Source organism: Chromobacterium sp. HL1 (assembly GCF_057418835.1).
Map to the genome: position 1 here is coordinate 4500752 of NZ_CP162399.1, position 16800 is coordinate 4517551.

At 65.3% G+C, this 16800-nt stretch carries 16 protein-coding genes and 1 tRNA gene; 9 read left to right on the plus strand and 8 right to left on the minus strand.

Translation table 11 applies throughout. From position 1 onward, the window contains the following. Nucleotides 1–159 precede the first annotated feature (159 nt). From AB1Z25_RS20510 to AB1Z25_RS20525, 4 genes are all read left to right on the plus strand, one after another. Nucleotides 160–909 carry a GNAT family N-acetyltransferase gene (locus AB1Z25_RS20510; protein ID WP_107800960.1) on the plus strand — a complete coding sequence of 250 codons (750 nt, stop codon included), beginning with the start codon at nucleotides 160–162 and terminating at the stop codon, nucleotides 907–909. Between the two features lie 468 nt (nucleotides 910–1377). Further along, complete coding sequence (gene tsaA, locus AB1Z25_RS20515; protein WP_227105524.1) at nucleotides 1378–2079, plus strand: tRNA (N6-threonylcarbamoyladenosine(37)-N6)-methyltransferase TrmO; 702 nt, start codon at nucleotides 1378–1380, stop codon at nucleotides 2077–2079. A 56-nt stretch (nucleotides 2080–2135) separates the two neighbouring features. Beyond that, nucleotides 2136–3125 (plus strand): Tim44 domain-containing protein, encoded by a 990-nt coding sequence (locus tag AB1Z25_RS20520; protein ID WP_486636068.1) that lies wholly within the window; start codon nucleotides 2136–2138, stop codon nucleotides 3123–3125. 144 nt (nucleotides 3126–3269) lie between these two features. Next, a complete protein-coding gene (locus AB1Z25_RS20525) occupies nucleotides 3270–4463 on the plus strand; it encodes a sensor domain-containing phosphodiesterase (protein ID WP_107800963.1) in 1194 nt (397 codons plus the stop codon). 17 nt (nucleotides 4464–4480) lie between these two features. Here AB1Z25_RS20525 and AB1Z25_RS20530 read toward each other — a convergent pair whose 3' ends face one another. The 5 genes from AB1Z25_RS20530 to AB1Z25_RS20550 form a co-directional block, all read right to left on the minus strand. Beyond that, a complete protein-coding gene (locus tag AB1Z25_RS20530; protein ID WP_486636069.1) occupies nucleotides 4481–5278 on the minus strand; it encodes a DNA-binding protein in 798 nt (265 codons plus the stop codon). A 235-nt stretch (nucleotides 5279–5513) separates the two neighbouring features. Continuing rightward, a complete protein-coding gene (locus AB1Z25_RS20535; protein WP_227105528.1) occupies nucleotides 5514–6095 on the minus strand; it encodes a BON domain-containing protein in 582 nt (193 codons plus the stop codon). After that, nucleotides 6095–6685 carry a phosphoheptose isomerase gene (locus tag AB1Z25_RS20540; protein ID WP_107800966.1) on the minus strand — a complete coding sequence of 197 codons (591 nt, stop codon included), beginning with the start codon at nucleotides 6683–6685 and terminating at the stop codon, nucleotides 6095–6097. The genes AB1Z25_RS20535 and AB1Z25_RS20540 overlap by 1 nt, the downstream gene beginning before the upstream one ends. Before the next feature lie 39 nt (nucleotides 6686–6724). Then, the gene (locus AB1Z25_RS20545) at nucleotides 6725–7060 is read right to left on the minus strand and encodes a YraN family protein (protein WP_107800967.1); all 336 of its coding nucleotides are present in this window, start codon (nucleotides 7058–7060) and stop codon (nucleotides 6725–6727) included. Then, nucleotides 7060–8178, minus strand: coding sequence for a penicillin-binding protein activator (locus AB1Z25_RS20550; protein ID WP_253313909.1), 1119 nt, complete (start codon nucleotides 8176–8178; stop codon nucleotides 7060–7062). The genes AB1Z25_RS20545 and AB1Z25_RS20550 overlap by 1 nt, the downstream gene beginning before the upstream one ends. Here AB1Z25_RS20550 and rsmI point away from each other — a divergent pair. Both rsmI and AB1Z25_RS20560 read left to right on the plus strand, forming a co-directional pair. Further along, nucleotides 8173–9069, plus strand: coding sequence for a 16S rRNA (cytidine(1402)-2'-O)-methyltransferase (gene rsmI, locus AB1Z25_RS20555; protein WP_370646568.1), 897 nt, complete (start codon nucleotides 8173–8175; stop codon nucleotides 9067–9069). The genes AB1Z25_RS20550 and rsmI overlap by 6 nt on opposite strands. 82 nt (nucleotides 9070–9151) lie before the next feature. Continuing rightward, nucleotides 9152–9236 (plus strand) — tRNA-Leu (locus AB1Z25_RS20560). An 80-nt stretch (nucleotides 9237–9316) separates the two neighbouring features. On the opposite strand, the gene AB1Z25_RS20565 is transcribed toward AB1Z25_RS20560, so the two are convergent. The 3 genes from AB1Z25_RS20565 to AB1Z25_RS20575 form a co-directional block, all read right to left on the minus strand. Further along, complete coding sequence (locus tag AB1Z25_RS20565; RefSeq protein WP_486636070.1) at nucleotides 9317–9877, minus strand: DUF2939 domain-containing protein; 561 nt, start codon at nucleotides 9875–9877, stop codon at nucleotides 9317–9319. A 256-nt stretch (nucleotides 9878–10133) separates the two neighbouring features. Continuing rightward, nucleotides 10134–12404 (minus strand): TonB-dependent receptor domain-containing protein, encoded by a 2271-nt coding sequence (locus tag AB1Z25_RS20570; protein ID WP_486636071.1) that lies wholly within the window; start codon nucleotides 12402–12404, stop codon nucleotides 10134–10136. A 109-nt stretch (nucleotides 12405–12513) separates the two neighbouring features. Continuing rightward, the gene (locus AB1Z25_RS20575; protein WP_107800972.1) at nucleotides 12514–12984 is read right to left on the minus strand and encodes an Lrp/AsnC family transcriptional regulator; all 471 of its coding nucleotides are present in this window, start codon (nucleotides 12982–12984) and stop codon (nucleotides 12514–12516) included. 140 nt (nucleotides 12985–13124) lie between these two features. On the opposite strand from AB1Z25_RS20575, the gene kynB reads away from it, so the two are divergent. From kynB to AB1Z25_RS20590, 3 genes are all read left to right on the plus strand, one after another. Further along, the gene (kynB, locus tag AB1Z25_RS20580) at nucleotides 13125–13778 is read left to right on the plus strand and encodes an arylformamidase (RefSeq protein WP_486636072.1); all 654 of its coding nucleotides are present in this window, start codon (nucleotides 13125–13127) and stop codon (nucleotides 13776–13778) included. Between the two features lie 8 nt (nucleotides 13779–13786). Next, on the plus strand, nucleotides 13787–15040 hold the full coding sequence (gene kynU / locus AB1Z25_RS20585; protein WP_486636073.1) for a kynureninase: 1254 nt from the start codon (nucleotides 13787–13789) through the stop codon (nucleotides 15038–15040). Between the two features lie 285 nt (nucleotides 15041–15325). After that, entirely contained in the window at nucleotides 15326–16714 is a 1389-nt protein-coding gene (locus AB1Z25_RS20590; RefSeq protein ID WP_227105538.1) for an amino acid permease, read from the plus strand. Nucleotides 16715–16800: the final 86 nt, after the last annotated feature.

Genomic DNA, 16800 nt, shown 5'->3' on the forward strand with positions numbered 1-16800 from the left:
TATTCTACGCCAAATCCTGAACCAGCGTAAGTCGTTGATTTCAATAAATCCAGCCGGTAACGACGGCGTCAAGCGCCGGTCACCCGATAGTCATATTAAAGACATCGCCGCGTCAAACAAGCTGCCTAGCATGGGACTCACCACAAAAGGGAGCAAAACATGCTGCTAAATGAACAGCTTGCCGTGAGCGCCAAACCGCGCCTAAGCGTGCGCGTGGCCAGTGAAGCGCGGGATATCCGCCGCGCGCAGAAGCTGCGCTTCGATGTGTTCGCCGGGGAAATGGGCGCGGAGCTCGGCTCCCGCGACCTGGGCATCGATTGCGACGAATACGACGAGTTGTGCGATCACCTGATCGTGGAAGACGCCGCCAGCGGCCTGGTGGTGGGCACTTACCGCATGCTGTCCCCGGCCATGGCGCGCCGCGCGCCCAGCCTGTATTCCGAACACGAATTCGATCTGACCCGGCTGGCCCACCTGCGCGCCGGCCTGATCGAAGTGGGCCGCTCCTGCGTGCACCGCGACTTCCGCTCCGGCGCGGTGATCGCCCTGCTCTGGTCCGGCCTCGCCGATTACGTGCAACAGCACGGCGGCCAATACCTGGCCGGCTGCGCCAGCGTGTCGCTGAGCGACGGCGGCCACCAGGCGGTCAGCCTGTACCGCCAACTGGAGGCCAAGCATCTGTCGCCGCCGGAATGGCGGGTGTTCCCCCACCTGCCGCTGCCGCTGGACCGGGTCCGCGACGATGCCCCCTCCGCGCCGCTGCCGGCGCTGATCAAGGGCTATCTGCGCGCCGGCGCCTATATCTGCGGCGAACCGGCCTGGGACCCGGACTTCAACTGCGCGGATTTCTTCATGCTGCTGCCCATGGGCCGGCTGAGCAGCCGCTACAACAAGCACTTCGTCGGCTGATCTGTACCAAGCTGCCAATGTAGATGCGCCGTCAGGCGCATCTTTCATTTTGCAGCCACAAGCCGCATGATGGACGAATTCACTGTCCGCCCAGCACCATCATGCCCAGGCCTCCCTCGGTAACCCGCGCCATTGCGCCCATCCTGCTCTTGCTCCTAATCCTCGCCAGCCTGCTCCAGAGCGCTTACCCGATGCTACGCGGCTGCGCCCTCATCGCCTTGCTGCTTTTTCTTGCTTGTGCCTCCCTGAGCCATACCCGCACAGCCATCCATACCGGTGTATTCCATGATTACAGATCACGGACAAACATCTTGAGACAAGACCGGTCCTTCCGTTTCTGGCTCCACGTTTCGATCGCTCTGATATTGGGCATAGGCGCATTGGCGGCTGCCGTTGCTTTACTTGCGCGGCTGTTCTCTTCGGCATAGAGGGAATAAAGCGGTGGGGCCGCAATGCTACAATCCGGCCATGAGCTACACCTTCGACACGGTGGGCGTGATCCGCTCGCCCTACCGCGAAAAATTCGGCATCCCGCGCCAGCCCTCGCTGGTCAACGCCGCCCGCATCACGCTGGAGCTGCTGCCGCCCTACGACCACCCCGACATGGTGCGCGGGCTGGACGCGTTTTCCCACGTCTGGATCAGCTTCGTGTTCCATCAAACCGCCGAGCGCGGCTGGCAGCCGCTGGTGCGGCCGCCGCGCCTGGGCGGCAACGCCAAGGTCGGCGTGTTCGCCAGCCGCGCCACCCATCGCCCCAATCCGCTGGGCCTGTCCCTGGTGCGGCTGCTGCGCGTGGACACCCAGCCCAAGGTGGTGCTGACGCTGGAGGGCGCCGATCTGCTGGACGGCACCCCGGTGCTGGACATCAAGCCCTATATTCCCTTCGTCGAAGCCCGGCCGGAAGCCCGCGGCGGCTTTGTCGACGGCCCGCCGCCGCAATTGAGCGTGGGCTGGGACCCCGCCGCGCGCGCGCAGCTGGCCGCCGAAGCCGGCCTGCCCGGCGATTTCGCCGCGCTGGTGGAACAGGTGCTGGCCCAGGACCCGCGCCCGGCCTATCAAGACGACCCGCAGCGGGTCTACGGCGTGGCGCTGCACCACTGGAATGTGCGTTTCCGCGTGGAAAAAAACCATGCGCAAGTCATTGAAATTCAGCCGTTGACCCCGAACTAATCTTTTGCGCCCCAGTCATACCGGGGCGATACCAACCACTCAGGAAAAAAGCAAATATGACCACCCGCGCGAAGACGATCATGCTCGCCTTCACCATGGTTTCCATGTTGGCCGCTCCGTTCGCGGAAGCGGCCCGCCTAGGTAAAGGCAAGAGCGCCGGCATGCAGCGCTCGGCCCCCACCCGTTCTTACCAACAACAAGCGCCGGCGCGCCCGGTTGCGCCGCCCGCGCAAGCGCCCGCTCCGGTTCAAGCTCAACCCAAATCCGGCCCCGGCATCGGCACCGCCGTAGCCGCAGGCGCCGCGGGCGCGGCCGCCGGCTATATGCTGGGCTCCGCCATGAGCGACAAAGGCGGCCAGCAACAAGCGCCGGCCGCGGCCAACGGCAACGCCGATCCGGCGCTGGCGGCGCAAGCCCAAGGTCAGCAGCCGCAGAAGAGCGGCGGCATGCCCTGGGGCACGCTGGCCCTGCTGGGCCTGGTGCTGGCAGGCGGCTACATGTTCTTCCGCCGCAAGGCCGGCGCGGCGCGTCCGGCCATGGCTGCGCCGCAAGCAGCGGGCATGCCGCAGAATATGGGCGGCTATCAAGAACCGGCCCGTTTCGACTCCATCCCGAAAATCGGCTCCGGCCTGGGCGGCGCGCAAGCCGGCTTTGGCGGCGGCGCGCTCAGCGAGGCGCCCGCGCGCCTGCCGGACGGCACCGAGACCCCGCACTTCCTGCGTCAGGCCAAGGCCACCTTCTTGCACCTGCAAAACCTGAACAGCACAGAAAGCCTGGAAGAAGTGCGCAAGTACATGACGCCGGATCTGTTCAACGCGCTGCGCGAAGACATTGCCGCCAACACCGAGGTGGCCGATTTCCCGCAACTGGACTGCCAGCTGTCCGAAGCCAGCATGGAAGGCGGCCGCTACATCGCCAGCGTGCGCTTCTCCGGCACGGTCAGCGAGGCCGTGGGCGCATCGGCGGAGCCGTTCTCCGAATACTGGCACTACATCAAGGACGACAGCACCAACGGCAAGTGGTTGGTGGCGGGCATCCAACAGTAGCAAGCTTCTTAACATCTTTATCCAAACGGGCCGCATGGCCCGTTTTTTATTTTTAATGGCGATGCACTAAACTGGAATGCCGATTGCTTCAGGCAAAAAAATAATACCGGCCGTAGAGTCCGCGCCACGGAGGGCAGCTATTCCATGAAAGAATTCGAGCATGCCGGCTTGAAACTCGGCAGTCACTTCCAGCCTATCTACAGTCTGGCGCATCGCCGCACGATAGGCATGGAAGCTTTGCTGCGCGCTAGACAGGACACGTCCCCGCTGACGCCGGCGGAGGCTTTTTATTCCGTCGTCTCGCCCGAACGCCGCCACCAGCTGGATCTGGCGGTGAGCGAAGCCCATGCCGTCCGTTTCAGCCAGATGCAAAGCGATCATCCCTGCTGGCTGTTTCTCAATATCGACGCCGCGTCCTTGTCGCGGCCGGAACGCGCGATGGCGCTTGCCAACGGCATCAAGGCCGCCGGGCTGGACCCCAGCCAAGTGGTGCTGGAAGTGCTGGAACATGTGCTGGAAGTGGACGAGGCCTTGATCGAAGGCGTCAATGTGCTGAAAAGCAGCGGCTTCCTGATCGCCATCGACGACTTCGGCGTCGGCCATTCCAATCTGGACCGCGTCTGCCAGCTGGAGCCGGACCTGGTCAAATTCGACCGCCACCTGCTGCGCGCCGCCGTCCACCAGCCGCGCACCCGCAACCTGCTGGCCAAGCTGGTGCGGCTGATGCACGAAATTGGTGCCTTGGTGGTGGAGGAAGGGATAGAAACCGATCAGGACGTGCTGATCGCGCTGGAATCGGGCTGCGATTTGGTGCAAGGCTATTTCGTCGCCCACCCCAGCGATCAGCCGGATCAGGACCACGTCATCACGCCGCGCATCGACGAACGCTGGGACGAGCTGATGGCGCGCGAGCTGCTCAAACGCAAACTGACGCGACGCCAGATCGAGCTGGCGCGGCAATCCTTCGTGCAAAGCGCCATCTCGCTGATGCAGGGCACGCCGTTCGATCTGGCCGCCAAGCCCATGCTGGCGCTGCCGGACGTGGTGCGTTGCTTCCTGCTGGACAGCGCCGGACGCCAGATCGGCCGCAACCTGAACAGCCGCCAGCCGCGGGCCGCCGCCAATCCCAAGTTCGCGCCGCTGGTGGACACCACCGGCGCGGTCTGGTCGCGGCGCAGCTACTTTCAACACGCGGTGGATCAGCCCGGCGTGCTGTATATGAGCGAGCCTTATCTGTCCATGACCGACACCCGCTCCTGCGTCACCATCTCGATGGCGATAGAAATCGACGAGATCATGCACGTGCTGTGCGCCGACGTGCTGATTCCCCAGCACTGACGGCGGCCGCGCCAGGATCAGCGAAACTTCAGGATGTCCTCGGCCGCGGGCTGCGGCGTGTAGGCGGCCTTCAAGGATTCGTCCTCCTCGCCGGCCTCCGGCGCGGCGCCCGGCTTGGGCGACATCTTGATCCGGGCCACTTCCGCCTTCATCGCGGCGCTGGCGCTGGATTGCAGCAATTCGCCGCGCAGTTTGGCCAGCGCCGTTTCCGCCGCCTGGCCGTCGGCGGCGCTCAGGCGCAACTCGTACTGAGACCGCAACAACAGGCTTTTCGCCTCGGACAGCTCCCGCTCCAGTTCGCCGACCCGGACCTCGGCCTTGTCCATGCGCTCCCGAAACGCCTCCGCCTGCGGCTGCGCCACCGCCAGGTCCTGCGCCTGCTGCGCGGTCAAGGCCAGGGAGGCCGACAACTGGCGGCGCGTGGCGTCCAGCTCCGCCGCCTGACGTTCAAAAGCGCCGGCGAGTTCGGCGCGCAGATGATCCAGTTCGGCCCGCTCGCGCTCCCAGGCCGCCTGGGCGGCGCTCAGGCTGTCGTTGGCCAGCGCCTTGGCCTGGGTCCAGATCGCCTCCAGCGCGGCCATCCCCGCCTGGCTGACGCCTTCCGGCACCTCGCCGTCCAGGGCCGCCGCCGTCGCCGGCTGTACCCGTCGCCAGTCTTTCAGCACCACGCTGGCGGCGTCCATGTCCACCCCCGCCAGCTGGCGGACCTGGTCGACGGCAGGGTGCCGCTGGCGGCCGGACTTCTCGTATAGTTCCGTCGCCGCCGCGATGATGCGCTCCCGCGCCTCCGCCGATATCTTGCCCGCCTGGTTCATAAAGCCGCGTCCTCGCCCATCTTTGCCAACTGCGTTGCCGGTACCGCCCGGCCAAAACCGGGCGTCAGAAATTGCGCCGAAACGCGAGGTTTCGGCAGCAAGGCAGATTGCAGCAGAAGCGCCGGCGAGCGGACATAGGATTTTTCCTAAAAAACCCAGGAATTCTCCGCCGCCCCGCCGCCGAACAATGAAAAAGCCCGGCCTAAGCCGGGCTTGTGATCGCGGGACATCCGCCTTACTGCGCGATGTCGTTGATGTATTCGAACAAGGTCACCACTTTCTGCACGCCGGAGGTCTCGCTGACCACCTTGGCCGCCGCCGCGCCTTCCGCCTGGGTCACCATGCCCAGCATGTAGACCACGCCGCGCTCGGTCACCACTTTGACGTTGTTCGGGTTATAGCCCTTGCCGTCCAGCAGACGGGTGCGCGCCTTGCTGGTCACCCAGGTGTCGCTGCTGCGCTCGGAGAAGCCGGACGCCGGCGCCACCACGGTGTAGTTGAACACGCGGCGCACATTGGGGATGCCGCGCGCGGTCAGCTCCGCCTGCTGGCGCGCCTGCTCGCTGGGCACTTCGCCGGTCAGCAACACCGCGCGGTTGAAGCTGGTGGTGTTGACGTGGGCGGACGGCAGCAGCTTGCCGATCTGGTCGGCGGCTTTCAATTCTATGCCCTGGTCGTCCACATAGGCGCCGCTGGTGCGGCGATCCGTGGCCACCAAGGCGCCGCCGGCCGCGCCCGCCGCCACTACGCCGAAACAACCGCTCAGAGCGCTGCTGAAGCCAGCAGCCAGCAATACCGCGAATACGCGACGCTTCATCATTCACCTCCCAACAACATGTAATCGATGGTGTCGCACAGGGCGTGGACCATCAGGGTGTGCACTTCCTGAATCCGGCAGCGACGCAGCGCCGGCACAATCAGCTGTATGTCTTCCGGCGACAGGATTTCGGCCACCTTGCCGCCGTCCATGCCGGTCAGGGCGATCACGCTCATGCCGCGCTCATGCGCCGCGTAGATGGCCTCGATCACATTGGCGGCGTTGCCGGACGCGGAAATCGCCAGCAGCAGGTCGTTGGTGTGGCCCAAGGCCCTGACCTGTTTGGAAAACACCATGTCGAAATCGTAATCGTTGCCGATCGCGCTCAGGACCGAGCTGTCAGTGGCCAATGAAATCGCCGCCAGGCCCGGACGTTCCTTCTCGAAGCGCCCGACCATTTCCGCGGCGAAGTTCTGCGCGTCCGCCGCCGAACCGCCGTTGCCGCAGGTCAAAATCTTGCCTTCGTTCATCAGGCAAGCCACCATCTGTTCCGCCGCCGCGGCTATCGCCGGCGACAACAACTCCATCGCCTCTTGCTTGACGGCGATGCTTTCCAGGAAATGCCCGCTGACGCGGTCAATCAAATCCATGGGACATCCTTATCTTTTAGGGTCGGTCGACCCATCGCACTACATGAAAATATTCTGCAACCACTGCGGCTCCGCCTCGCCCACGGTCAATACCGCGTCAAAACGGCATGGCGCGTCTATTCCCTTTTGGGACAGATAGACCTCGGCGGCCAGCATGAGTTTCCTTTGCTTGGCCGCCCCTATGCTGGCGGCCGCGCCGCCGAAGGCCGCGCTGGCGCGATGGCGCACCTCGATAAACACCCAGTAACGCCCATCGCGCATGATCAGATCGATTTCGCCGCCGCGGCAGGACCAGTTGCGCTCCACCAGCGTCAGGCCCCGCCTCAGCAGCCAGGCCAGCGCCTTGTCCTCGGCAAGCCGGCCTTGAAGATTCACTACGGCTGCTCCACGCTCAGCACCGCCATCGGCAGCTGGCGCTCGAACAGGCGGTCGCGCCCCAGCCTCAAATCGCCGGTGACGCCGTCCAGCCTCAGGCCCAGCGGCTGCCGCGCGCCCGCCAGCAGCACCGCCAGCCGCCAGGCGTCCACGCCCAGCGCGTACAGGCGCTCGGTCTGCATCGTCAACGCCGCCGCCGGCCGCGGATAGCGTTTCACCGCCGGATGCTCCGGCATCAGGAACCAGGGCATGTCTATCACCCTCACCCCGGCCAGCGCCACCGCGCTGCCGCGGCCATTGAGCTGGGAGGTGCCGTACACCGGCAGTTCCGGCGCCAGCGCGGCCTTGACGATGCCGGCCTCGTGCGCGTCCAGCGCCATGAACACGGCGTCGGCGCCGGCCGCCGCCTGCAGAATCGCCGGCAGGCTGTCCGGCTTGGCTTCCAGCGCCATCGGGGATTTGCCGCGGCTCAGGCTTCGCCATTCGTCGATGAAGGCCTGGCGCAGCCGCTGCGACAGGCTGTCCGCGCCGAACAACAGCAAGGGGTTGGCGCGGCCGTCTTCGTACATCAGGCGCGCCACCTGGCGCGCCTCGCCCTCGACGATCAGCGACAGCGAGAACAGCTTGGGATTGGCCGGCACTTCGCGGCCTATCGAGTTCAAAGCCAGCGTAGGCACCGTGACCGCGGGCGCCACCGCGGCGATGGCCCCGCGCGACAGCGGGCCGATCACCACATTGACCCCGCTGGCCAAGGCCTGTTTGTAGCCGGCCACGGCGGTGTCCTCGGACGCCTCGATGGGCACCAGCTCGGCGTTTTGATCCACGCGCGCCGCCGCCTCCACACCGCTGCGCACCACCGCGGCGGCCTCGCCCAGGGTGGCGGAGCCGGTGGGCAGCAGCAGGCCGACGCGCAGGCGGCCGCCGGCCGGCTGCGGTTTCGCCGCCGTCGCGCTGGCGTCCCGCGGCGCAGTCGCCGGCACGGCCGGTTTCGGCGCCTGCTGGCCCAACAACTTGAGCGGCGCGGTATTGCTTTGGATGATATAGTCCGGGGTTTGCGCCATTGTCGGCGTCAACCAAGTCATCAAGACGCCAACCAACAGCGGAGTCAGTCTTTGCATACTTCGTTCGCTCATCTGCTTGAATCAGCCAGGGAAAGTTTCTGTCGCGGCACATTATATGTGGTGGCCACGCCCATTGGAAATCTGGCCGACATCAGCGCCCGCGCCTTGGCCGCTTTCAGCGCCGCCGACGTGGTCTGCGCCGAGGACACCCGCGTGACCGGACAGCTGTTGTCCGCCTACGGCATTCACGCCAAACGCCTGGTCAGCCTGCGCGAGCACAATGAGCGCGGCATGGCCGAGCAAGTGGTGCGCTGGCTGTCCGAAGACCAGATCGTGGTGCAGGTGTCCGACGCCGGCACGCCGGCGGTGTCCGATCCCGGCGCGCGGCTGGCGGAGGCGGTGCGCGCCGCCGGCCTGCCGGTGCGGCCGGTGCCCGGCTCCAGCGCGGTGATCGCCGCCCTGTCCGCCAGCGGCCTGACCGCGCCGTCCTTCCTGTTCCACGGCTTCTTGCCGCCCAAGAGCGGCGAGCGCCGCAAGACGCTGCGCCAATGGCTGTCCGCGCCGCATCTGACCGTGTGCTACGAGGCGCCGCACCGCATCGTCGACACCTTGCGCGACATCGTCGCGGAACTGGGCGCGGAGCGCCGGCTGCTGCTGGCGCGCGAGTTGACCAAGACTTTCGAAACCTTCCGCAATCTGCCGGCCCAGGACATGCTGGAGTGGGTGGAGTCAGACTCCAATCAGCAGCGCGGCGAGATCGTGCTGATTCTGGACGCCGCGCCGGCGCGCGAGGACGCCGACGACGCGGTGCCGGAAGACACCGTGCGCGTGCTCAAGCTGCTGGCGGCGGAACTGCCCACCAAGCAGGCGGCGTCGCTGACCGCGCAGATCTGCGACGGCAACCGCAAACAGCTCTACGACTTGGCGCTTAAATTGAAGCAGGAGTGAACCGCGGCCAAGCGCCGGGGAAAAAAGGATTTACAAAGCGATTTGCTATCGCTATTATTCTCCTTCTCGGAATGCCGAAGACGCCCGGATGGCGAAATTGGTAGACGCAGGGGATTCAAAATCCCCCGCCGCAAGGTGTGTCGGTTCGAGTCCGACTCTGGGCACCAGCGATTTTGGCAGGCCGAAACATCAAAAACCCCGCACAGCGCGAGCTCTGCGGGTTTTTTGTTGTCTCAAGAAACCGTTCTTATTCCGGCAGGCGCACCGCCGACAGTTTCCAGCCCAACCAGCCGTCGCGCTTGAACACCAGACCCAGCGACTGTTCGGCTTTGTCTTTCTGCTTGACCGTCACCACGAAACGATCGATGTCTTCATAGCCCATGGCCGTGTCGACGCCGGCGCGCTGCTCCGTCGACGCTGCGCCGCCTCCGCCGGCCGCCGGCTCATCCGCGCCGCCTTGCGGCAGGCCCGGCTTGGGCTTGATCCCTCGCATCATCAAAGCCAGGCTTTCCGGCGTCACCATGGCGTCCACCACCGGGGCGACCACCGCGTCGGCAATGGCCGCGCCCATCGCCGCCAGCGGGTTCTTGTCCTTGGATTGGTTCAGGTCCAGCACCGATTTGGGCACGACGGACTCTTTCAGGCTGTTGCGCAAGGCCGGGTAGTCCACATAGCCGGACAGTTTGGCCGCGTCGCGTGCGTCCAAGGCCTGCTGCATGCCCCGCACCGCCAAATACGGCGTCGCGTAGAACCACGCCCCCAGGGCCACGACCGCCGCGCCCAGCGTCAACTTCATTTTCATGCTCATGTTTATCCCCCTGAATCAAGCGGCCGCCTCATGCGGCTCATAAAGTCTACAGACCGTCGGCCGTCGCGCAGATTCCCGCCGGCCGCGGCAAAAAACGCGCGGCCGGCGGCTCAGAGCCTGTTCAACGTCTCGCGAGCCAGAGCGAGACAAGGCGAAAACGAGCGAAAAAGCGGAATGTACGAGGGGTACATGAGCATTTTGAGCTTGTACTCGCCGTGCAACGCTCCACGAAGCACAGCGGACTCTGAACAGGTTCTCAGAAGCGCGCTTCCATCCCCATCCGTATGGTCCGCCCCGGTATCGGCATGCTGATCACGGAACCTGTATCCACCGCATAGCGGTTGGTCAGGTTGTCCACATTGAAATTCAGATTGATCTGCTTGTTCAGCCGGTACTCGATGAACAGGTCCACCAGCCGCTCGGACGCCAGTTCCAGCACCGGTTGCGCGCCGGTGCCTTTCAGCCACCCGGCCGGATTGGTCTTGCCGGCATGGTATTTCAGGCGGCCGCCCACGGTCAGGTCGCCGTTCAGCCAATGCTTGCCGGCGGAAATCACGTACACGCTCTTGGGCGGGATGCGGGTCGGAATCAGGCTCCAGGCGAAGCCGTTCTGATTGCACACCGCGGCGTCGCGCCGGCTCGCCTGGTTCACCGAGCACACTTCCGGGTCCAGGTAGCGCGTGGCGGCGGCCTCCACGAAGAAGGACGGGCTGTGGTAGTCCACGCCGAACTCGAAGCCGCGCAGCTCCACCTTGTCGTAGTTGAGGAAGGTCAGATTGCCCTGCCACGACGGCATGCCCGGCGTCCGGTCCAGCCAGGCGCTGGAAATATAATCCGCCACCTTGTTGTTGAAATAAGCGGCCTTGAAGCCGATGCGTTCCTGATCGCGGAACACGTCCTGGAAGCTCGCCTTCAAGCCCAGTTCCAGGTTCAGCGAACGTTCCGGCCGCAAGGGGTTGTACGGGTTGTAGCTGAACACCTCGGAGGAGGTGGTGGTTTCATACAGGCTGGGAGTGCGATAGGCGCGGCCGCCCTTGGCGTAGACATCCAGCCACTTGGCCAGGTGCACGTCGACCTGGCCGGTCAAATCCAGCTTGGGCGCGTAATCCGCTTCCAGATTGGTCGCATAGTCGCGCGTGGTCGAACCATGCAGATTCGCGCCCAGGGAGAAGCTGGCCCAGCGATAGGACAGCACGGCGTTGCCGAACAGGCTGCGCTCGTTGCGCACGCCGTTGCGCGAGGCCACCAGCGTCCGCGGCTGCTCGGTGTAGCGGCTGGTGGGCTGGGTGCGCTCCTGCTGGAAGGCCAGGCCGTAGCTCAGGCTCAAGGGCAGCGCCTCCAGTTCCGAGCGGTTGAGCAAATTGAAGCCATGGCGCTTGTTGTTGTAGGCATGCATGTACTGATCGCCGTAGGACGCGCCGGGACGGCCGGCCCACAAGCCGTTGTGCTGGTCCAGATCCGCCTCGGTGGCCCACAGGCCCAGGTTCAGGTCGATCAGCTTGTTGTCGCTCGGCGTATAGCTGTAGTTGGCGCTGTAGGCGTGCACGACGGCGCTGCCCAGCGCCCATTGCGGCATGGACTCCACGCCCGGCGGCAGTTCCTGGAAGTTCTTGTCGTTGGAGTTCTTGTACCAGTAGGCGGCCAGCAGTTCGCCGGCCTGCTGGCGGTGGCGGCGGAAGATCAGCTTCAGTCGCTGCGCGTCGTTCAGCGCGAAGCCCAGCTTGGCCAGCAGCGAATCGCTTTCGTAACTGGTGTTCACCACTTCCTGGCCGCGCGACACCACCGCCTCCGGGTAGCCGTCGAAACCGTGGCTGCCGGCGAAGTAATTGCCGGTGCGCCGCTTGCTGTAGGCCAGCAAGGCGTCCAGGCCGGGCTGCCGATAGGCCAGCGCCAGCGTGGCCGAGCCGTTGTTGAAGGTGCGCGGGCTGAGGCCGTTGTTGAGCTGGTAATACACCTGATCGCGCTCATCGTCCGGCACCCGGGGCGTCTTGTTGTTGTTGTACACGCTGCCCTTCAGCAGCACGCCGAAATCCTTGCCCGGGCGCAGCACGTCCTCGACGCCCAAGGTGCGCATCTGCACCAGGCCTCCGATCGCGCCGCTGGAGAAGGCGCCGTTGCTGGCGCCCTCCTCCACGCTGACCTTGCTGATCAGGTCCGAATCGATATAGGTGCGGTCGCTGGTGCCCTGGTAGCCGCGGGCGGTGTGGGTGGATTGCAGACTGCCGTCTATCAAGACCGGCACCCGGCCTTCGCCTTGCAGGCCGCGGATGCCCAGATCGATGGCGCCGGCTTCGTTGCGGATATTGTTGACCTGCACGCTGGGCAGGCCGGAGAAGATGTCGGCGTTGCCGGTGCCGCGCGCGCGGCGCAATTGCTCCGCGTCCAGCACCTCGCCATGCGAGAGCGCGGCTTTGCGCTCGGCGTTGACGTGGACGGTTTCCATTTGCGGCGCGGGTTCGGCGGCCAGCAGGGTTTGCGGATGGGCTGCCGACAATAACAGGCAGGCGGAAAGGCTCCGGTATTTCATGGCGTGGGTGGGGTGGGGTTCAGGAGCGCCGAAGTTAATGCTAATGATTCTCATTAACAATGGTAATTATACCAAGCCCTTCTCCGCGCCGGCCCCACCCGGCACGCGGCTATTTACCGTCCAGCGGCACTTGCCAGCGCTGATCCTTGAGCGTGCGCATCACAATATAGGAGCAGATGTCGCGCATGCCGGGAATGCGGTTCAGCCGCTCCACGATGAAGCCGCTGAAGGCGGCCAGATTGCGGCAACGGACATGCAGCACGTAGTTGCTGGGACCGGCGACGATGTAGGCGGCGGCGATTTCCTCAAACTGCCGGATGCGCTCCATGAAGTCTTCATGCCAGTCTTCGCGCGCCCGATCCAGCGTCACGTGGACGATGGCTTCCAGCTCGTAGCCGAGCAGGGCCGGGTCCAGTTGGGCGTGATAGCCGCGGATCAGTCCCTGGCTTTCCAGCGCGCGCACCCGCCGCAGACAGGCGGACGGAGACAGGGCCACCTGGTCGGCCAGATCCTGATTGCTGAGCCTGGCGTTGTGCTGCAATGCGGAAAGAATCCGGCAATCTATCGCGTCAAGCTGCATTTGCAATTTCCCATCGTTATCTGTCTGCTCCGCTGCAGTTCCTGCGAAAAGCATGCCATTAGCAAGACCAACTTGCAATTTCTGGCGGATGCCTTGGTGCTAGCATGATTCCAGGCTTCTTACCGCTCAGGAACCGCTCCATGTTGCTCGATATCAGCCCCCCGCTGCGCGCCGGCCTGCCTGTCTGGCCCGGCGACACCGCCTTCGACGCCAGCCCCGCCTGGCAGCTGGACGCCCACTGTCCGGTCAATGTGGCGCGGCTGACGCTGTCGCCTCACAGCGGCGCGCACGCCGACGCGCCGGCTCACTTCCAGGCCGCCGGCCAGGGCATAGGCCAGGTGGCGCTGGACGCCTATCTGGGGCCGTGCCGGCTGATCCATTGCCTGTCCCCCGGCCCGCTGATCCGGCTGGAGCAGATCCGCGCGCGGCTTGAGGCCCGGTCCGGCCCGCTGCCCCCGCGGCTGCTGATCCGCAGTTACGCGCGCTATCCGCTGGAGGCCTGGGACGCGGACTTCCCCGGCGTGGAGGCCGCCGCCATCGACTGGCTGGGCGGCCAGGGCGTGCGGCTGATAGGCGTGGACACCGCCTCGCTGGACCCGATGGACAGCAAGACCATGGACGCCCATCACGCCACCGCGCGCCAGCGCATGGCCATCCTGGAACAGCTGCTGCTGGATCACGCGCCGGAGGGCGATTACGAGTTGATCGCGCTGCCGCTGAAGTTGATGAATCTGGACGCCAGCCCGGTGCGCGCCGTGCTGCGGCCCTTGCCCGTTTCCACCCCTCTCGTGTAGGACCCGCCATGAAACACACTCGCGAAGCTTGTCTCATCGCCGATCAGCAAGACCCGCTGGCCGGCTTCCGCCAGCGGTTCGATCTGCCGGCCAACACTTTCTATCTGGACGGCAACTCGCTGGGCGTGCTGCCCAAGGGCGCGCTGGAGCGCAGCCGGCAGGTGATCACCGGCGAATGGGGCCATGATCTGATCCGCAGCTGGAACACCGCCGGCTGGTTCGACATGCCGACGCGTCTGGGCGACAAGCTGGCGCCGCTCTTGGGCGCCGGTCCCGGTGAAACCGTGGTCACCGACACCACCTCGCTGAATCTGTTCAAGGCGCTGGCGGCGGCCCTGCGCATCCAGCGGCAAGCTCATCCGGAGCGCAAGGTGATCCTGTCCGAGCGCGACAACTTCCCCACCGATCTCTACATGATCCAGGGCATGATCGAATTCCTGCAGCAGGGCTATGAATTGCGTCTGATCGACGAGGCGCTGCCGCTGGAACAGGCGCTGGACGAGGACGTGGCGGTGCTGCTGCTGTCCCACGTCAATTACCGCACCGGTTATTTGTACGATATGGCCGCGGTCACCCGCAGCGCCCATCAGCGCGGCGCGCTGGCGATCTGGGACCTGGCGCACTCGGCCGGCGCGCTGCAAGTGGACCTGAACGGCGCGGACGCCGATTTCGCCGTGGGCTGCACCTACAAATACCTGAACGGCGGACCGGGCTCACCCGCCTTCATCTGGGTGGCCCCGCGCCATCAGAACGCTTTCTGGCAGCCTTTGTCCGGCTGGTGGGGCCACGCCAAGCCCTTCGAGATGGCGGCCGACTACGCGCCGGCCCAGGGCATACGCCGCTTCCTGTGCGGCACCCAGCCCATCGTGTCGCTGGCCTTGGTGGAATGCGGTCTGGACGTGGCGCGCCAGGTGGATGCCCAGCAGCTGCGCGCCAAATCGCTGGCGCTGACCGATCTCTTCATCGAGCTGGTGGAACAGCGCTGCGGCGGCCACCCGCTGACCCTGATCACCCCGCGCGAGCACGCGCGCCGCGGCAGCCACATCAGCTTCCGCCATCCGCAAGGCTTCGCGGTGATGCAGGCCTTGATCGCCAACGGCGTCATCGGCGATTACCGCGAGCCGGAAGTGCTGCGCTTCGGCATCACTCCGCTCTACCTGAGCCATGCCGACATCTGGGACGCGGTGGAAATCCTGCGCGAGATTCTGGACAGCGGTAGCTGGGACAAGCCTGAGTTCCACCGCCGCGGCGCGGTGACCTGAGAACCTGTTTACGATCTGCTGCGCTTCGTGGAGCGTTGCACGGTGAGTACAAGCTCAAAATGCTCATGTACCCCTCGTACATTCCGCTTTTTCGCTCGTTTTCGCCTTGTCTCGCCCTAGCTCGCGAGATCGTCAGCACGTTCTGAGAGCTGTTCAAAACCTGCATGGCGCGCGGCTTGGCCGCGCGCCGCATCAAACCGCCGCCGGCAGCCCCGCGCGGCGGCGCCATAGCGCAAGGGACGTCAGATCCCGCCAGACCGCGCCGCATAGACAGAGGAGAACATCATGAGCAGTTTCCAGGACATCAAGGATAGGGAACAGGGCCTGCAGCGCCGGCTCAGCGCCGGACAGATGAGCATGATCGCCATCGGCGGCGCCATCGGCACCGGTCTGTTCCTAGGCAGCAAGTTCGCCATCGGCTTCGCCGGCCCCAGCGTGGTGCTCAGTTACGCCATAGGCGGCCTGATCACCCTGTTGCTGATGGGCTGCCTGGCGGAGATGACGGTGGCGCACGCCACTTCCGGCTCCTTCGGCGCCTACGCCGAGCACTACGTCAGCCCGCTGGCCGGCTTCCTGGTGCGCTACAGCTATTGGGCCTGCGTGGTGCTAGCGGTGGGCACCGAAATCACCGCCGTGGCCGAATACATGCGCTACTGGTTTCCCGACACCCCGCCCTGGATCTGGATTCTGCTGTTCTCCAGCGCGCTGATCGGCGTCAACGCCACCAGCGTCAAGGCCTTCGGCACGGTGGAGTACTGGTTCTCCACCATCAAGATCTTCGCCATCGTCGCCTTCATCCTGATGGGCTGCTATGTGGTGTGGGGCAGCGGCAACCCCGCTTACGGCGCGCGCAACTTCAGCGCCGACGGCGGCTTCTTCCCCAACGGGGTCTGGGGCATGTGGGTGGCGGTGGTGATTTCCATCTTCAGTTATCTGAGCGTGGAGATGATCGCGGTGGCCGCCGGCGAGGCGGAAAACCCGGAACAGGCGGTGCGCCAGGCTTTCCGCGCCACCATCGCGCGGCTGGTGGTGTTCTATCTGCTGTCCTTGAGCCTGATCATCGCCATCGTGCCCTGGGGCCGGATCGGCGCCGGCAACAGCCCCTTCGTCACCGTGATGCAGGTGCTGAACATCCCCTACGCCGCCGGCATTCTCAACTTCGTGGTGGTGGTGGCCGCGCTGTCGGCGATGAACAGCCAGCTCTACATCACCACCCGCATGATGTTCAGCCTGTCCCGCGCCGGCGACGCGCCGATCGGGCTGGGCAAACTGAACCAGCGCGGCATCCCGGTCAACGCGCTCCTGCTGTCCACCAGCGGCATCGCGCTGGCGGCGGTGCTGTACGTCTTGTTTCCGCAACAGGCGTTCACGCTGATGATTGCGCTGTCGATGTTCGGCGCGCTGTTCACCTGGCTGATGATTTTCTACACCCATCTGCGTTTCCGCCGCCATCACGATCAGGCCGGCGGCCTGGATCTGCCGTTCAAGATGCGCCTGTTTCCCTACACCACGCTGGCCGGCCTGGTGTTGATGCTGGCGATCATGATCACCACCGCCTTCACCGAGGTGTTCCGGCTGACCCTGGTCTTCGGCCTGCCCTTCCTGCTGCTGCTGGTCGTGTTGTTCCACACCGTGCGCAAGCCGCGGCCCAAGCCGGCGGCGCAACAGGGCTAGACCGTCATACGAGGGCCCGCCCGAGAGCCGCTTCAGGATCCGCCGCGCTTCGCGCGATACGGGCTTGAAGCGGTTCTGACACCGCG